Source organism: Streptomyces sp. G-G2, assembly GCF_030063135.1.
Taxonomy (GTDB): Bacteria; Actinomycetota; Actinomycetes; order Streptomycetales; family Streptomycetaceae; genus Streptomyces.
Map to the genome: position 1 here is coordinate 162,836 of NZ_JASISO010000010.1, position 15,570 is coordinate 178,405.

13 protein-coding genes are annotated in these 15,570 nt (G+C 73.8%); 5 read left to right on the plus strand and 8 right to left on the minus strand.

From position 1 onward, the window contains the following. Nucleotides 1–133 precede the first annotated feature (133 nt). The gene (locus QMF80_RS11190; RefSeq protein ID WP_283452125.1) at nucleotides 134–709 is read left to right on the plus strand and encodes an HAD domain-containing protein; all 576 of its coding nucleotides are present in this window, start codon (nucleotides 134–136) and stop codon (nucleotides 707–709) included. On the opposite strand, the gene QMF80_RS11195 is transcribed toward QMF80_RS11190, so the two are convergent. Both QMF80_RS11195 and QMF80_RS11200 read right to left on the minus strand, forming a co-directional pair. Next, nucleotides 693–1,916 carry a hypothetical protein gene (locus QMF80_RS11195; protein WP_283452126.1) on the minus strand — a complete coding sequence of 408 codons (1,224 nt, stop codon included), beginning with the start codon at nucleotides 1,914–1,916 and terminating at the stop codon, nucleotides 693–695. The two genes, QMF80_RS11190 and QMF80_RS11195, sit on opposite strands and share 17 nt — an antisense overlap. Next, on the minus strand, nucleotides 1,913–4,771 hold the full coding sequence (locus QMF80_RS11200; protein WP_283452159.1) for an SCO1167/SCO6262 family helicase: 2,859 nt from the start codon (nucleotides 4,769–4,771) through the stop codon (nucleotides 1,913–1,915). The genes QMF80_RS11195 and QMF80_RS11200 overlap by 4 nt, the downstream gene beginning before the upstream one ends. Nucleotides 4,772–5,077: 306 nt before the next feature. Between QMF80_RS11200 and QMF80_RS11205 the strand changes: the two genes are divergently transcribed. After that, a complete protein-coding gene (locus QMF80_RS11205; protein WP_283452127.1) occupies nucleotides 5,078–5,695 on the plus strand; it encodes a hypothetical protein in 618 nt (205 codons plus the stop codon). Nucleotides 5,696–5,763: 68 nt separating this feature from the next. Continuing rightward, nucleotides 5,764–6,033, plus strand: coding sequence for a DUF6343 family protein (locus QMF80_RS11210; RefSeq protein WP_283452128.1), 270 nt, complete (start codon nucleotides 5,764–5,766; stop codon nucleotides 6,031–6,033). Between the two features lie 65 nt (nucleotides 6,034–6,098). Here QMF80_RS11210 and QMF80_RS11215 read toward each other — a convergent pair whose 3' ends face one another. The 4 genes from QMF80_RS11215 to rpsA all read right to left on the minus strand — a co-directional run bounded on the left by QMF80_RS11215 (nucleotide 6,099) and on the right by rpsA (nucleotide 10,196). Beyond that, nucleotides 6,099–6,431: a tetratricopeptide repeat protein gene (locus QMF80_RS11215; RefSeq protein WP_283452161.1), complete on the minus strand. Its 333-nt coding sequence runs from the start codon at nucleotides 6,429–6,431 to the stop codon at nucleotides 6,099–6,101. Nucleotides 6,432–6,799: 368 nt separating this feature from the next. Further along, nucleotides 6,800–7,408, minus strand: coding sequence for a dephospho-CoA kinase (coaE, locus tag QMF80_RS11220; RefSeq protein WP_283452129.1), 609 nt, complete (start codon nucleotides 7,406–7,408; stop codon nucleotides 6,800–6,802). Between the two features lie 89 nt (nucleotides 7,409–7,497). Continuing rightward, complete coding sequence (locus QMF80_RS11225) at nucleotides 7,498–8,436, minus strand: PAC2 family protein (protein ID WP_283452130.1); 939 nt, start codon at nucleotides 8,434–8,436, stop codon at nucleotides 7,498–7,500. Between the two features lie 236 nt (nucleotides 8,437–8,672). Continuing rightward, nucleotides 8,673–10,196 carry a 30S ribosomal protein S1 gene (gene rpsA, locus QMF80_RS11230; RefSeq protein WP_283452132.1) on the minus strand — a complete coding sequence of 508 codons (1,524 nt, stop codon included), beginning with the start codon at nucleotides 10,194–10,196 and terminating at the stop codon, nucleotides 8,673–8,675. 346 nt (nucleotides 10,197–10,542) lie between these two features. On the opposite strand from rpsA, the gene QMF80_RS11235 reads away from it, so the two are divergent. Together QMF80_RS11235 and QMF80_RS11240 are read left to right on the plus strand one after the other, a co-directional pair. After that, entirely contained in the window at nucleotides 10,543–11,403 is an 861-nt protein-coding gene (locus QMF80_RS11235; RefSeq protein ID WP_283452134.1) for a class I SAM-dependent methyltransferase, read from the plus strand. A gap of 3 nt (nucleotides 11,404–11,406) precedes the next feature. Further along, nucleotides 11,407–14,136: an ATP-dependent RNA helicase gene (locus tag QMF80_RS11240; RefSeq protein ID WP_283452136.1), complete on the plus strand. Its 2,730-nt coding sequence runs from the start codon at nucleotides 11,407–11,409 to the stop codon at nucleotides 14,134–14,136. 51 nt (nucleotides 14,137–14,187) lie between these two features. Here the strand turns inward: QMF80_RS11240 and pgfA are convergent, their stop codons facing one another. Beyond that, nucleotides 14,188–15,192, minus strand: coding sequence for a cell envelope lipid trafficking protein PgfA (pgfA, locus tag QMF80_RS11245; RefSeq protein WP_283452138.1), 1,005 nt, complete (start codon nucleotides 15,190–15,192; stop codon nucleotides 14,188–14,190). Nucleotides 15,193–15,206: 14 nt separating this feature from the next. Next, a complete protein-coding gene (locus QMF80_RS11250) occupies nucleotides 15,207–15,347 on the minus strand; it encodes an SPW_0924 family protein (RefSeq protein WP_283452139.1) in 141 nt (46 codons plus the stop codon). Between the last annotated feature and the right edge of the window lie 223 nt (nucleotides 15,348–15,570).

Consider the following 15,570-nt stretch of genomic DNA (forward strand, 5'->3'; position numbering starts at 1 on the left):
CGTCGCATCAGTTTCCTGCCTTCCGGAGAAGTTCACGGGCGTCGCGCCCACACCGGAACAACGCCGTAAACCCATTCGGGTTATAGCGCCGGTAGGCATTTCACTCCATCGTGTACTGGGTAGTGCATATTTCATGATGGACAGACCGCTGCTGCTCCTGGACGTGGACGGCCCGCTCAACCCGTTCCGGTCGCCCCTCGCGGGCCTGCGCGGCTATACGACGCACCGGATGCGCCCCGCCCTGTGGATGGGGCGCCGCGCACCGGACTCCCGCAGCGCCCAACGGGGTCTGCGGGTCCGCCTCCACCCCACGCACGGGCCCCGCCTGCTGGCCCTGCCCTTCGAACTCGCCTGGGCCACCACCTGGATGCACCAGGCCAACACGATGATCGCTCCGCACATCGGCCTCCCCGGTGATCTCCCCGTCATCGAATGGCCGGAACTCTTCACCCGCGATCCGGACGGTCTCTACTGGAAAACGCGCCCGCTCCTCGACTGGGCGGCGGGCCGACCCTTCGCCTGGGTCGACGACATGATCACCGCACGCGACCGGGACTGGGCCCGCGCCCACCACTGCGCGCCGTCGCTGCTCCTGCGCATCAGCCCGCGCCACGGGCTGCGGGCACGCGACTTCACCGCCCTCGCGGACTGGGCGGCTTCCCTGGCGCCGGACCCGGGCGGCCCGGACGCCGTCAGCGGTGGGAGGTGAGGGCCGTGAGGGGGTCCGGGGACGGGGAACCGTAGGGCCACCAGTCCTCCTGGTCGCGGTCCGACTCGTAGGCGTACCAGAGGCCGTCCCGGCTGAGGCGGAGCTGGAAGCGGGGACTGGAGAGCCGGTTGCGCCTCGGCCTGAACGGCCCGTGCCCGGCGGCCGCCAGGGCGGGCCCGGCCCGGTCGAAGGGACCGGCCGGCGGATCCCACTCCTCCTCCAGCACCAGCAGCCCCGCCAGACCGCCCTGCCGCCAGGCCGGAACGGCACGCGCCAGGTCACCGGGCGAGCGCCCGGTGGCGGCGGCCAGTTGCCGGTACAGGGCGCGGGTGGAGGCCGCCAGCCCTGACGTCGGTGGTTGGGCGGCGGCCAGCCGGACCGCGTCCTGCCACAGGGACAGCCCCGCGATCGGGTCCCGCCCGTCGGCGAGCAGGGCGTGGGCCCGCGCCGAGGCGTCGGAGGCGAGCTGGTCCAGGGCCAGCGGATCGGGGGCACCCGGCTCGGCCGGGTAGGCGGGAGCGGCGCCCACGGGCGGCGCGTCCAGCGGTGCGGGCAACGGCGGCAGGGCGCTCAGGTGGGCGGGCCGGTGGACGGCCTCGCGGGCCGGGACCCCGGGGAACCCGGGCGCGCTTGCGGGCTGTTCGCGCGCCGCGTGCGCGGCGTTGCGGCGGGCCAGGTCGTCGAGGAGGTCCCGCTCGCTCCGCCCGCGCAGCAGCATCAGCACGAACGGGTCCTCGTCGAGGAGCCTGGCCGCGCGGTAGCAGAGCGCCGCGGCGTGCTTGCACGGCGGACGCCCGGGGTCCGGGCAGGAGCAGTGCGGTACGAGGTCTCCCGCGCCCGGCAGCAGCCGCCCGGCCAGGGCCCGCGGAACCTCGCGCTCCAACAGGGCGGCCAGCGCGGCGGGGTCGGCGGCCATGTCCTCCAGCAGTTCGTCCCACTCCTGCGGGGCGAGGGCGGTCAGGGCCAGCTCGGTGCGGTAGGGCCGGGCCCGGCTGCCGCGTACGTACGCCACGATCCGGCCGGGGGTGACCGTCACCGCGTCGACGTGCCCGTCATCGGCGTAGGTCCGCCCGCGGGCGAGGAGCGCGGCATCGTGCGAGGGCCCCTCCAGGGCGGCCACCCACGCCTGCCCCCACCAGCTGACGGCCCGGGTCCCGTCGGGCAGCGCGTCGAAGGTGCGGCGCAGGTCGTCGCGCGCGGTGATCACGAGCGCCTCCTCAGGGACACGAGGTCGGCGAGTTCCCGGTCTGTCAGCTCGCTCAGCGCGGCCTCGCCGGAACCGAGGACGGCGTCGGCCAGGGCGCGCTTGGCCTCCAGCATCTCGGCGATGCGGTCCTCGACGGTGCCCTCGGCGATGATCCGGTGGACCTGGACGGGCTGGGTCTGGCCGATGCGGTAGGCGCGGTCGGTGGCCTGCTCCTCGACGGCGGGGTTCCACCAGCGGTCGTAGTGGATGACGTGCCCGGCCCGGGTCAGGTTCAGCCCCGTACCGGCGGCCTTCAGCGACAGCAGGAACACCGGGACCTCACCGGCCTGGAAGCGGTCCACCAGTTCCTCCCGGCGGGCCACCGGGGTCCCCCCGTGCAGCAGTTGGGCCGGGATCCCGCGCGCCGCGAGGTGCTGCTCCAGGATCCGCGCCATCGTCACGTACTGGGTGAACACCAGCACCGCGCCGCCCTCGGCCACGATCGTGTCCACCAGCTCGTCCAGCAGCGCGAGTTTGCCCGAGCGGTGCGGGATGCGGGGGCGGTCCTCCTTGAGGTACTGCGCGGGGTGGTTGCAGATCTGCTTGAGCGAGGCCAGCAACTTCATGATCATCCCGCGGCGTTGGATGCCCTCGCTCGCCTCGATCACGGCCATCGTCTCGTCCACCGCCGCCTGGTAGAGGGAGGCCTGCTCCCGGGTCAGCGAGACCGGGTGGTCGGTCTCCGTCTTGGGCGGCAGCTCGGGCGCGATCCCCGGGTCGGACTTCTTGCGGCGCAGCAGGAAAGGCCGGACCAGCGCGGCCAGCCGGGCCACCGCCTCCTCGTTGCCGCCGTCCTCCTCCTGCTGGTGCTCCACCGGCCGGGCGTGCCGCGCCCGGAACGCGGTCAGCGGACCGAGCAGCCCGGGGGTGGTCCAGTCGAGCAGCGCCCACAGCTCCGACAGGTTGTTCTCCACGGGCGTGCCGGTCAGCGCCACCCGGGCCGGGGCTCCGATGGTGCGCAGGGCCCGCGCGGTCGCCGAATGCGGGTTCTTGATGTGCTGCGCCTCGTCGGCGACGACCATCCCCCACTCCTGGTCCGCCAGGCGGGAGGCGCTCGCCCGCATCGTCCCGTACGTGGTGAGGACGAAGCCGCCCGCCAGCTCGTCCAGCGAGCGGTCGGCCCCGTGGAAACGACGGACCGGCACCCCGGGGGCGAACCGCTCGATCTCCCGCTGCCAGTTGCCCAGCAGCGACGCCGGGCAGATCACCAGGGTCGGCTCGGCGCGGTCCCGGTGCAGGTGGAGGGCGATCAGGGTGACGGTCTTGCCGAGCCCCATGTCGTCGGCGAGGCAGCCGCCGAGGCCCAGGGAGGTCATCAGGTCCAGCCAGGCCAGGCCCCGCGCCTGGTAGTCGCGCAGGGTGGCCTTGAGCCCGGGCGGCGGCGGCAGCGGCGCGAGGTCACCGGTCAGCCGGTCGCGCAGGGCGGCCAGGGACCCCACCGCGACCGCGGGCACCGGCTCCCCCTCGACCTCGGCCTCACCGGTCAGTACGGCCGCCAGCGCGTCCACCGGGTCCAGCAGCCCCAGCTCCCGCTTGCGGGCCTTGCGCACCAGCTCCGGATCGACCCGCACCCACTGGTCGCGCAGCCGGATGACGGGCCGGTGGGCCTGCGCGAGGAGGTCCATCTCACCGGGCGTCAGGCGGTCCCCGCCGAGCGCCAGCTCCCAGGAGAAGGCGAACAGGGAGGCCGCGTCGAAGAACGCCGTCCCGTCCGTGGCCGAACCGGGCGCGGTCGACCGTACGACGGCATTCGCGCTCAGGTCGCGGGCGAGGTCCCGGGGCCAGTGGACGAGCACCCCGGCCGCCGCGAGCCGGGTCGCGGCGACCCCCAGGAGATCCTCCAGCTCGGGATCGGAGAGGGCCAGCACATCGGGCACGGGCTGGTCCAGCAGCCTCAGCAGCGGCGGCCACACCCGGCCGGCGCGACGCAGCGCGAGCACCGCGTCGACCCTGGCCCGGGGCCCGAAGCGGTCGGTCGCGGCGCCGCCCCACAACAGCCCGGCGTCGGTGACCAGCGTCGGATCGGCGAGGCTGTGCACCTGGACCACGGCGGCGCCCGCGCGGCGCACCTGATCGGTGTCCTGCGCGGGGCCCTCCTCGGCGTCGAAGAGGCGGTACGAGGACAGGTCGAGCCGCAACGAGATCCCCACCCCGGCGTCCGCCCCGGCCGCGACCTGCGCGGCCCACTCCCGCAACGCGCCCAGTTGCTGCGGTTCGGCCGCCGCGAAGGGCCGCCCGGCGGTGACCGGCGCGGCCGGGGTGCGCGGCAGGGTGTCGGCGACGGCGTCGAGCAGGGCCCGTACCAGAGCCTCGGGTTCGGGCAGCTGGAGCGGGCGACGACCGGCCAGCGGGGCGGCGTACCCCTCGTACGGCAGGGCGGCCGCGACCGCGCGGAGGTAGGCGAGGTCCTCGGCGTCCAGCGGACCCGCGCGCCAGGCGTCGAACCCCTCCGGGGTGAGCCCGGGCAGCAGTCTGCCGCGCGCGGCGAGCGCGAGGGCCTGGCGCGCGGCGGTCCCCCAGGCCCGGGTGGCCGCATGGGCGGCGGGGTGCCGCGCGGCCCGGGCGAGCGGTGCGAGGGCGGTGCTGAGCGGAAGGACGAGGGCGGGCACGGTCCGGGTCCGCAGGGAGGCCCCGGCGGCCTGGACGACGGCCAGCTCCGCACGGACCGCCCCGGGCCACTGACCGGGATCCGGCAGGGCGTCGCCCGAGGGCGCCCAGAAGGCGACCCGCCCCTCCCGGGGCACGCTCCCGGGCAGGAACACCGAGGCGTGCCGCAGCAGCGCGGCGTCCGAAGCGACGGGAACCGCGGGCGCCACGGGCGCGGGGGCAGGCCTGTAGGGCGGGTGGGTCACCGGCACTCCTCCCCCTCCTCGCTGCTCATGAGGGACCCGCGCTTCTCGTCACGGATCCGGACCACTCGCCACGGATCCGGCCGGAACCGGGCGCGACGACACTCTCAGCGAGTCTAGGCGGCCCCACTGACAACACTTCTGACCTGGCCATATGAGAATCGCGCCACGAGTCCCCGGCCGACACGCGGAGCACGGCGCGAGCGGCATGCGGCGGACCTCCCGGGGGGAGGCTGTCCGCACCGACCACACCCACACGGGGAGCTCACACCCATGTCCCGACTGTTTGGACACGCCACCGGCTCAGCCACCGCCACCCTCGCCGCCGCGGCCCTGCTGGCCCTGACCACCGCCGCCTCGGCGTCGGCCGCCACCGCCCCCGGCTTCCTCACCGGCACCGATCTCCCCCCGCACACCGGCTCGGCGTGGACCGCGGGCCCGGTCGCCCAGGGGCTGCCCCGGTCGGCCCCGTTCTGCCTGGAGGGCGCACTGCCCGCCGCGGACAGCTGGCACCGCGCCTTCGGCACCGACCTGGACACCACCGCGGTGCAGGTCTCCGTACGCGCCGCCTCCGACGCCGCCGCCAAGACACTCGCCGCCTCGCTGGAACGCGAGGTGGCCGCCTGCGCCGCCGACTGGCTGCGCGGGAACCCGGGCGGCAGCGCCTCCTGGCAGGACTACGGCGCGATCCGGGTCGAGGAGGGGGCGCACGTCTACGGCGTGCACACCTCGGTACCGGACTCCGAACCCGGGGTCCACCTCTACGGCATCGGACGCGACGGTTCCACCGTGACCGTCGTCAAGTGGGGGCAGATGGGCGTGCTCGCCGACGCCCCCGTCCCCGCCTTCAAGAACACCACCACCAAGGCCGTGAACAAGCTCAATCCCTGACCCCTGACCCCGGGCTCCCCGGCCGCCGCGTGGCACCATGGAGGAGAGGCCCCGACAGAGCCGAGGTGATGGCGATGCCGATGCGTTCCGGAAACGAGCCCCTGACCGCTCGCAGCCCGCTGCGGCTGCGGTTCTGGCTCAGCCTGTGGGGGATGATCTGGGCCGCCGGGGGCACCGCCGCCTTCGCGCTGGCCGCGCGGCCGGGGTGGGCCGCTGCCTGCGGAGTGCTCCTGCTGCTGGCCAGCGTGGACATGGCGATGATTTTGCGCCACATCCACCAGGGCCCGCACTACCAGCCGGGCCGGGACGTCCCGCCGTACGAGCACCCGCGCGGCTGATCCGCGCCGGTCCGCGCCGGCGCTCGTGGATCCGCGCCGCCGCTCGCCGCTCCTCGCGGTGCGGGTCAGTCCTCGAAGGCCGCCGCCCGGAGGTACTCGGGCTGCGGGTCCAGCGCCGCGGCCAGCCGGAAGTGCCTGCGCGCCCGGTCCGGCTGCCCGGCCCGCTGGTGCGTGCGGGCCAGCGCGAAGTGCGCGAAGGCGTTGTCCGGCTCCCGTTCCAGGACCAGCTCGAACTCCAGCGCCGCGGGCCGGAGCTGGGCCGCGGCGAAGAAGGCCCGGGCGCGCAGCAGCCGGGCCGCCGTGTTCTCCGGGTGGGCCGCTATCACCGAGTCGAGCAGCTTCACCGCACCCCGGGGGTCGCGGGCGGCGAGCAGCCGCTCGGCGGCCCGGAAGTCGATGACGTGGGTCTCCGGGCTGACGGCACCCGGCCCGGGGACCGGATCCCGCTCGGGCTCGGGCTCGGACTGGGGCGGCGGCGTGGTGTCGGACACGAGGTGCTCCCTTCCCTCTCCGGGTGGTTTCCTTACCGGATCCCTCTCCGGGTGGTTTCCTTACCGGACCGGGCTTGTTTCCTTCCCGCTCCGGGCGCCTTCAACGCCCCCTCGGCAGCAGCCCGTTGCCATCACCTCGCACCGGCCCGGCGCCGCCCGGCGCGATCCGGGACGGGCGCCCTGGACCGTGCGCTCCCGGCCCGTTCACCCCTGGCCCGTTCGCTCCCGGCCCGTTCGCTCTGGGGTCCTGTCCTGACCCTGGCGCCCTCGGCCGTTCAGGACCGGGGCGCGGCCGCCCGCGCCGTGAGGTCCTCCCACACCGCGCGCACCTGCGGCTCCAGCGCCGCGAACGGCCCGTCGTTGTCGATCACCAGCGTGGCCACCGCCAACCGCTGCTCGCGGGTGGCCTGCGCCGCCATCCGGGCCCGGGCCTCGCCCTCGGCCATCCCGCGCAGCCCGGTCAGCCGGTCCAGTTGGGTCTCCGGCGCCGCGTCCACGACGACGACCAGGTCGTACAGCGGCGCCAGGCCGTTCTCAGTGAGCAGCGGTACGTCGTGCACGACGATCGCGTCGGGGCCCGCGGCCGCTTCCAGCTCGGCCGAGCGCGCGCCCACCAGCGGGTGCACGATCGCGTTCAGGGTGCGCAGGAGTTCCTGGTCGGCGAAGACGATCGAGCCGAGTGCGGGGCGGTCGAGGGTGCCGTCGGGAGCCAGCACGGACTCCCCGAAGGCCGCCACGACCGCCGCGAGCCCGGGCGTACCGGGCTCCACGACCTCCCGCGCGATCCGGTCGGCGTCGACGACGACCGCCCCGTATCCCGCCAGCAGCCGTGAGACCGCGCTCTTGCCGGCACCGATTCCGCCCGTCAGGCCCACTTTCAGCATGGCCCGCAGCCTAGGCCATCCCCTTCGGCCCGGACCGGTCGCCCTGGACGGCGTACGGCCCCTCCCGGAAGCGGGATCACGGTCCGCCGCTACGCGTCGCCCTCGCGCTCCGCCAGGAAGCGCTCGAACTCGCGGCCGATCTCATCTGCCGACGGGATCTCGGCGGGCTCGGCGATCATGTTGCCCCGGGTCTCGGCTCCGGCCGCCGCGTCGAACTGGTGCTCAAGGCCCTGGACCAGGGCGACCAGTTCCTCGTCGCCCTCGCGGATCTGCCGGTCGATCTCGGTCTGCGTCCGGTGCGCCTCGGTGCGCAGCGCGTGCGCCACGCTCGGCAGCACCAGCCCGGTCGCACCCGTGATCGCCTCCAGGGCGGTCAGCGCGGCGTCCGGGTAGGAGGAGCGGGCGACGTAGTGCGGGACGTGCGCCGCGACGCCGAGGACGTCGTGACCGGCCTGCGCGAGGCGGAACTCCACCAGGGACTCCGCACTGCCCGGCACCTGCGCCTCGTCGAAGGGGCTGCGGTGACCCGGCATCAGATCGGTGCGGTTGCCGTGCGGGGTGATCCCGACGGGGCGGGTGTGCGGGACGCCCATCGGAATGCCGTGGAAGTTCACCGAGAGGCGGACGCCGAGGCGCTCCACGATCTGCTGGACGGCGACGGCGAAGCGCTCCCACTCCACGTCCGGCTCGGGGCCGGACAGCAGCAGGAAGGGCGCGCCCGTGGCGTCCTGCACGAGGCGGACCTCCAGTGCGGGGGCGTCGAAGTCGCTCCAGTGGTCGCGCTGGAAGGTCAGCAGCGGGCGTCGGGCGCGGTAGTCCACGAGCCGGTCGGCGTCGAAACGGGCCACCAGCTGGTGGGGCAGGGCGTCGAGGAGCCGCTCGACGATCTGCTCGCCGGTCTCACCCGCGTCGATGTACCCCTCGAAGTGGTAGAGCATGACCAGCCCGGCGGACTCCTGGGCGAGCGCCAGGTCCACCACGGCCAGACCCTTCGCATCCCACTCGTACAGACCTTGCGGATCAAGCACCGTCACCACTCCCCTTCGTCTCGTTCTCTGGCAAGAACGTTCAAGGAGCCGTCGCCATTCCCCAGTTGGCGGTCCATCAGCGGGTCGCCGGAGCGAACCGTTATGAACCGTGACGAATAGCTGTGAACGGCCACCAACAGCCAGAAACGCGGTGAGGCCCGCCCCCCGAAGGGGACGGGCCTCACCGTTTCAGCTCAGCTCAGCCGTGCGCCGGAGCGCACTGCCACGCGCTGCGATCAGCTCTGGCCGCCGGCCAGCTTCTCGCGCAGCGCCGCCAGGGCCTCGTCCGACGCCAGGGCGCCGGAGGTCTCGTCCGCACCCTCGGAGGAGTACGAACCACCGGAGAGGCTCGCGCCGCCACCGGTGCTGCTGCTACCGGCGGCCGGAGCGGCAGCGCCCTCGGCAGCGGCGGCCTCGTCGGCCTCGCGGCTCTTGATGACCTGCGCCTGGTGCTGCTCGAAGCGAACCTGCGCCTCGGCGTACTGGCGCTCCCACGTCTCCCGCTGGGAGTCGAAGCCCTCGAGCCAGTCGTTGGTCTCGGGGTCGAAGCCCTCGGGGTAGATGTAGTTGCCCTGGTCGTCGTACGAGGCAGCCATGCCGTACAGCGTCGGGTCGAACTCGACCGAGGCCGGGTCGGCACCGAAGGACTCGTTGGCCTGCTTCAGCGACAGCGAGATCCGGCGACGCTCAAGGTCGATGTCGATGACCTTGACGAAGATCTCGTCGTTGACCTGGACGACCTGCTCCGGGATCTCCACGTGGCGCTCGGCCAGCTCGGAGATGTGGACCAGACCCTCGATGCCCTCGTCCACGCGGACGAACGCACCGAACGGAACCAGCTTGGTGACCTTACCCGGGACGACCTGGCCGATCTGGTGCGTCCGGGCGAACTGCTGCCACGGGTCTTCCTGCGTCGCCTTCAGCGACAGGGAGACACGCTCGCGGTCCATGTCGACGTCGAGGACCTCGACGGTGACTTCCTGGCCGACCTCGACAACCTCGGACGGGTGGTCGATGTGCTTCCAGGACAGCTCGGAGACGTGGACGAGACCGTCGACGCCACCCAGGTCCACGAAGGCACCGAAGTTGACGATCGAGGAAACGACGCCGGAGCGGACCTGACCCTTCTGCAGGGTGGTGAGGAACGTCTGGCGAACCTCGGACTGGGTCTGCTCGAGCCAGGCACGGCGGGACAGGACCACGTTGTTGCGGTTCTTGTCCAGCTCGATGATCTTCGCCTCGAGCTCCTTGCCCACGTAGGGCTGGAGGTCGCGGACGCGACGCATCTCGACGAGAGAGGCCGGCAGGAAGCCACGGAGGCCGATGTCGAGGATGAGACCACCCTTGACGACCTCGATGACGGTACCGGTGACGATGCCGTCTTCTTCCTTGATCTTCTCGATCGTGCCCCAGGCGCGCTCGTACTGCGCGCGCTTCTTGGACAGGATGAGACGGCCTTCCTTGTCCTCCTTCTGGAGAACAAGGGCCTCGATCTCGTCGCCGACCTTGACGACATCGTTCGGGTCGACGTCGTGCTTGATCGAGAGCTCGCGGCTCGGGATCACGCCTTCCGTCTTGTAACCGATGTCGAGGAGAACCTCGTCCCGGTCCACCTTGACGATGACGCCGTCGACGATGTCGCCGTCGTTGAAGTACTTGATCGTCTCGTCGATCGCCGCGAGGAACGCGTCCGCGTCGCCGATGTCGTTGACCGCTACCTGCGGAGGAGTGGTGGCGGTGGTCTCGGTGCTGCTCGTCATGTGGGAAAGGGCTCCGGTTACGGACAGAAAGTCGTAGGTACTGCTACGCCGGGAGCCCTTATCGCCATCTGCCTACGACCGGACAGCCAAGGAGGTCTCTGAACGCTCGGAGAGCGGAGAGAGCCTCGAAAACCGAGGGGACTGCAACAGATGCGAGCGCAGCCTGCTAGGTCTGAGGAGCGCAGGCTCGCAGCGCAACTTGTAGCATACGGGGGCAGCCGGACAGGGTCAATGCGCGAAAGCGGACACCCGGGGCAGAACGCCATTTACCCGGCACAATTCGTAGGCGGGGAACCCGTGATGACCGGCGCCCTGCCTCTTTTCGAAGACTACGACGACGGGCCCCATGAACCAAGAGGACTACGACCCCGAAGAAGCGTACGAAGCGGAGGCCTCCGCTGGGGACGACGCGGACGACGACGCCGAGGCCACGCGCCGTGACGCCGGAGAAGCGGAGAGCAGCCGCGCCAGCCGCGGCTGGTGGGACCGCAACGCCGACGAGTACCAGAGCGACCACGGCGCCTTCCTCGGCGACGACCGCTTCGTCTGGGGACCGGAGGGCCTGGACGAGGCCGAGGCCGCCCTGCTGGGACCCGCCGAGGGCCTCAAGGGGCTCGACGTCCTGGAGATCGGCGCGGGCGCCGCCCAGTGCTCGCGCTGGCTGGCCGCCCAGGGCGCCCGCCCGGTGGCCCTCGACCTCTCCCACCGCCAGCTCCAGCACGCCCTGCGGATCGGCGACGACGTCCCCCTCGTCGAGGCCGACGCCGGGAACCTGCCCTTCCGCGACGGCTCCTTCGACCTCGCCTGCTCCGCCTACGGCGCGGTCCCCTTCGTCGCCGACCCGGTGAACGTGATGCGGGAGGTCCACCGGGTCCTGCGCCCCGGCGGCCGCTGGGTCTTCTCCGTCACCCACCCCATCCGCTGGGCGTTCCCCGACGAGCCCGGACCCGAGGGCCTGTCCGTCGCCGCCTCCTACTTCGACCGGACCCCCTACGTCGAACAGGACGAGCGGGGCAGCGCCGTATACGTGGAGCACCACCGCACCCTCGGCGACCGGGTCCGGGACGTGGTCGCGGGCGGTTTCCGCCTCGTCGACCTCGTCGAGCCCGAGTGGCCCGCCTGGAACAGCCAGGAGTGGGGCGGCTGGTCCCCGCTGCGCGGCAACCTGATCCCCGGCACCGCGATCTTCGTCTGTGAGCGCGGCTGAGTCATGACCTCCCCCGTCCGTCCCCCCGTACGTACCGAGGCCCTGGCGGCCCTCCCCGTCCGCGAGGCCGTGCCCGAGCTGGTCGCGGCGCTCGACGCGCACGGCACGGCGGTGCTGTGCGCGCCGCCCGGCACCGGCAAGACCACGCTGGTCCCGCTGGTCCTGGCCGGCCTGGTGGGCGGCGGCCCCGCGCGCAAGGTGATCGTCGCCGAGCCCCGGCGGATCGCGGCCCGGGCCGCGGCCCGGCGGATGGCGTGGCTGCTGGGCGAGCAGACCGGGGCCTCGATCGGCTTCACGGTCCGCGGCGAGCGGGTCGTGGGCCCGGACACCCGGGTCGAGGTGGTGACCACCGGCGTGCTCCTCCAGCGCCTCCAGCGCGACCAGGAACTCGCCGGGACCGATGTGGTGGTCCTGGACGAGTGCCACGAGCGGCACCTGGACGCCGATACCGTCGCGGCCTTCCTCCTCGACGTACGGGAGACCCTGCGCCCGGAGCTGCGGCTGCTCGCCGCCTCCGCGACCACGGACGCCGCCGGGTGGGCGCGGCTGCTGCGGGACGCGCCGGTGGTGGAGGCCGCCGGGACCGCGCACCCGGTCGAGGTGGTGTGGGCCCCGCCGGTACGTCCGGTGCGTCCGCCGCACGGGATGCGCGTCGACCCGGCGCTGCTGACCCATGTCGCGGCGGTGGTCCGGCGGGCGCTGGCCGAGCGGGAGGGCGACGTCCTGTGCTTCCTGCCCGGGGTCGGCGAGATCTCCCGGGTCGCCGGGCAGCTGGGCGCGGTGGACGCCGAGGTGCTCCAGGTGCACGGGCGGGCCCCGGCCGCGGTGCAGGACGCCGTCCTCGCGGGCGGCACCGGGCGGCGCCGGGTGATCCTGGCGACCGCGGTGGCGGAGTCGAGCCTGACCGTGCCGGGGGTGCGGATCGTGGTGGACGCCGGGCTGGCCCGCGAACCGCGGGTGGACCACGCGCGGGGCCTGGGCGCGCTGGCGACCGTACGTTCCTCCCGGGCCTCCGCGCGCCAGCGGGCGGGCCGGGCCGGACGGGAGGCGCCGGGAGCGGTGTACCGGTGCTGGCCGGAAGCGGAGCACGGGCGGCTCGTCCCCTTCCCCTCGCCGGAGATCCGGATCGCGGACCTGGCGCAGTTCGCGCTGCAGGCCGCCTGCTGGGGCGACCCGGACGCGACCGGGCTGGCGCTGCTGGACCCGCCGCCCGCCGGCGCGATGGCGGCGGCGCGGGAGGTACTGGCGGCCGTGGACGCGGTGGACCCGGCCGGGCGGCTGACCGCGCGGGGCCGCGCCATGTCCCGCCTCGGCCTGCACCCGCGGCTGGCCCGCGCCCTGCTGGACGGCGCGGCCGAGGTCGGCCCGCGCCGGGCTGCGGAGGTGGTGGCCCTGCTGAGCGAGGAGCCGCCGCGTGAGTACGGGGACGACCTGGCGGCGGCCTGGCGCCAGGCCCGCCGCGGCGCCGACGCCTACGCCCCGCGCTGGCGCACCGAATCCCTCCGCCTGGAACGCGCCGTCCCCCGCCGAGCCCAAGCCGACCCCGCCCCCACCCGCCGCACGACCGCCGGGCCCGACCCCACCCGCCGGCCCCAGGCCGGGCCCGACTCAGCCCCGCCGGCGTTTGAGGCGCCCCCGGAGGGCACGACCACCCGCCGCACGACCGCCGGGGCCCAGACGCATCCGCGCTCGGACCGGGACGGTGACGGGGGCGGGGGCGGAGCCCTGGCGGACGACGCCGTCGCGGGGCTGATCACGGCCCTCGCGTTCCCCGAGCGCGTCGCGCAGCGCAAGGGCGACGGCGCCTACCTCATGGCTTCCGGCACCGGCGCCGACCTGGGCGACGGCTCACGCCTGCGCAGCGCCCCCTGGCTCGCCGTCGCGGTCGCCGACCGCGCCCCCCACTCCCCCTCCGCCAGGATCCGCCTCGCCGCCCTGATCGACGAGGACACGGCCAGGGCGGCCGCCGCCCACCTGCTCTCCTCCGGCGAGGAGGTCCACTGGCAGGGCGGCGCCCCCGGCGGCGCCGCCGGGGGCGACGTGAGCGCCCGCAGCGTCCACCGCCTCGGCGCGATCGAGCTGACCGTCCGCCCGCTGCGCGCCCCCGCCCCCGAGCTGGTCCGGGCCGCGCTCCTGGACGGCCTCCGCGCCGAGGGCCTCGGCCTGCTGCGCTGGACCCAGGACGCGCTGGCCCTGCGGGCCCGTCTCGGCTTCCTGCACCGCACCCTGGGCGAGCCGTGGCCCGACGTGGCGCGGGACGACGTACTCCTGTCGCGCGCCGACGACTGGCTCGAACCCGAGCTGTCCCGGGCCCGGCGCCGCGCGGATCTCGGCCGGATCGAGGCGGGCCAGGCACTGAACCGGCTGCTGCCGTGGGCGACCGGGCAGGCCTCCCGCCTGGACGAGCTGGCCCCGGAACGGATCACGGTGCCCAGCGGTTCCCGGATCCGGGTGGAGTACGGCGACGGGCAGCCGGTGCTGGCCGTCAAGCTCCAGGAGCTGTTCGGGCTGGCGGCGACCCCCCGGGTCGCGGGGGTCCCCGTACTCGTCCACCTGCTGTCGCCCGCGGGGCGCCCGGCGGCGGTGACCGCCGACCTCGCGTCGTTCTGGAAGGACGGCTACCGCGCGGTGCGCGCCGAGCTGCGCGGCCGCTATCCGCGCCACCCGTGGCCGGAGGACCCGGCGACCGCCGAGCCCACCCGCCACACCACCCACCGGCTGCGCCGCTCCTGAACCGGCCGGCGGTCCAGGGAGTGCTCCATTCAAACCGGACCGCGGCACTAGCTAGACCGCCGCGGGCACCGGCACCCGCGTGGGCCCGTCGTCGTCGCGTTCGCGGCGGCGGCGCCCGCGCGCCTCCAGCCACAGCGCCAGCCCGAAGACGGCGAGGCCGACGACGGCCAGCCCCAGCGGCCCGTACGTATGCAGCGCCAGCACCTTGGTCCGGTTCGTTTTCACCAGGTCAACGGTGTAGTCGAGGTAGTCCGGACGGATCTTCACGTCCCCGGCGAAGGCGGTGAGCTTGCCGTCGGGCCGCCCGGCCGCGATCCCGCCGCGCATCTCCTGCTGGATGTTCTGCTCGGCGTTGACGGGCGCTCCGGTCACCGGGTCGACCCAGAACATCATCTTGGCCGAGTACCAGAGGGAGGTGCCGGTCTGCTCCTCGATCGTCGCCGGGTCGATGCCGGGGATCGGCATCTTCTTCGGCATGGGGACCTTGGTCCACGGGACGGTCATCTCGAAGTAGTAGACGTCCAGGCCGCGGAAGGTGCGGGGGCCGACGTAGTGGATCGGCGACGACGTGCGCGTCTGCGCGTCGAAGTAGAGGTAGTCGCGCGGCTCGGTGAAGAACGGCCACTTGAACTCGATGCCCTCGCGCTTGACCGCGTCCCCGTCGACCATCTCCCCGGTGGCGTGCACGGGGGCCTGGGTGTGCGCGTCGAAGATGTAGCGCTCGGGGATCTGGGAGACCATCTTGCCGTCCGGGCCGACGATGTAGGTCAGCGTGTTCCAGACGACCACGTCCTTGCCCGCGCTCGCCTCGATCTCCTTGGACGCCTCGACGTCGCCCTTGAGGGTCTGGATGATCGTGACCTTGTCGACCTTCTTGGGCTCCATGCCGTTGTTGTAGTCGAGGAGGGTCGCGTTCTTGGCCTCCAGCACCATCTCCTGGTACTGGCTCGGCGGGATCTTGGCCAGCCTGGGGTACGCGTACCAGCGCAGCAGGGGTGCGAGGGCGGTGCAGAACACGGCTAGGGCAAGCAGGACGAGGCTCGCTCTGCGTCGCATGGCCGGGCCTCCTCTTACTTTCCGGGGGCGGAGGGGATCGTGGTGAGCAGGGGCTTGGGCGAGGTCTTGCCTTCCGGCACTCCGATCGCCGTGATGGTGAGGACGAGGGCCAGCGCGGCGGCCAGCCCGATGGCGGCGGCGACGAGTGCGCGCATGCCGGGGCCTCCGAGATCTGATGTGTCGTCAGGTCTGGCGCACCGTAGCAACGCGGCGTCGAGATGAGAACCGTCTGGCTAGGGGCTTTCCGGGCCCGTCGGGGACGCGCCCAAGGAGGGATGCGCGGACGGATGCGCGGACGGTACGGAGGGCGCGGCGGACGTGGCCGGGCTCGGCTCCGGGGCGGGGGTACGGGTGGCCGAGGGGGTGGGGGTCGGTGAC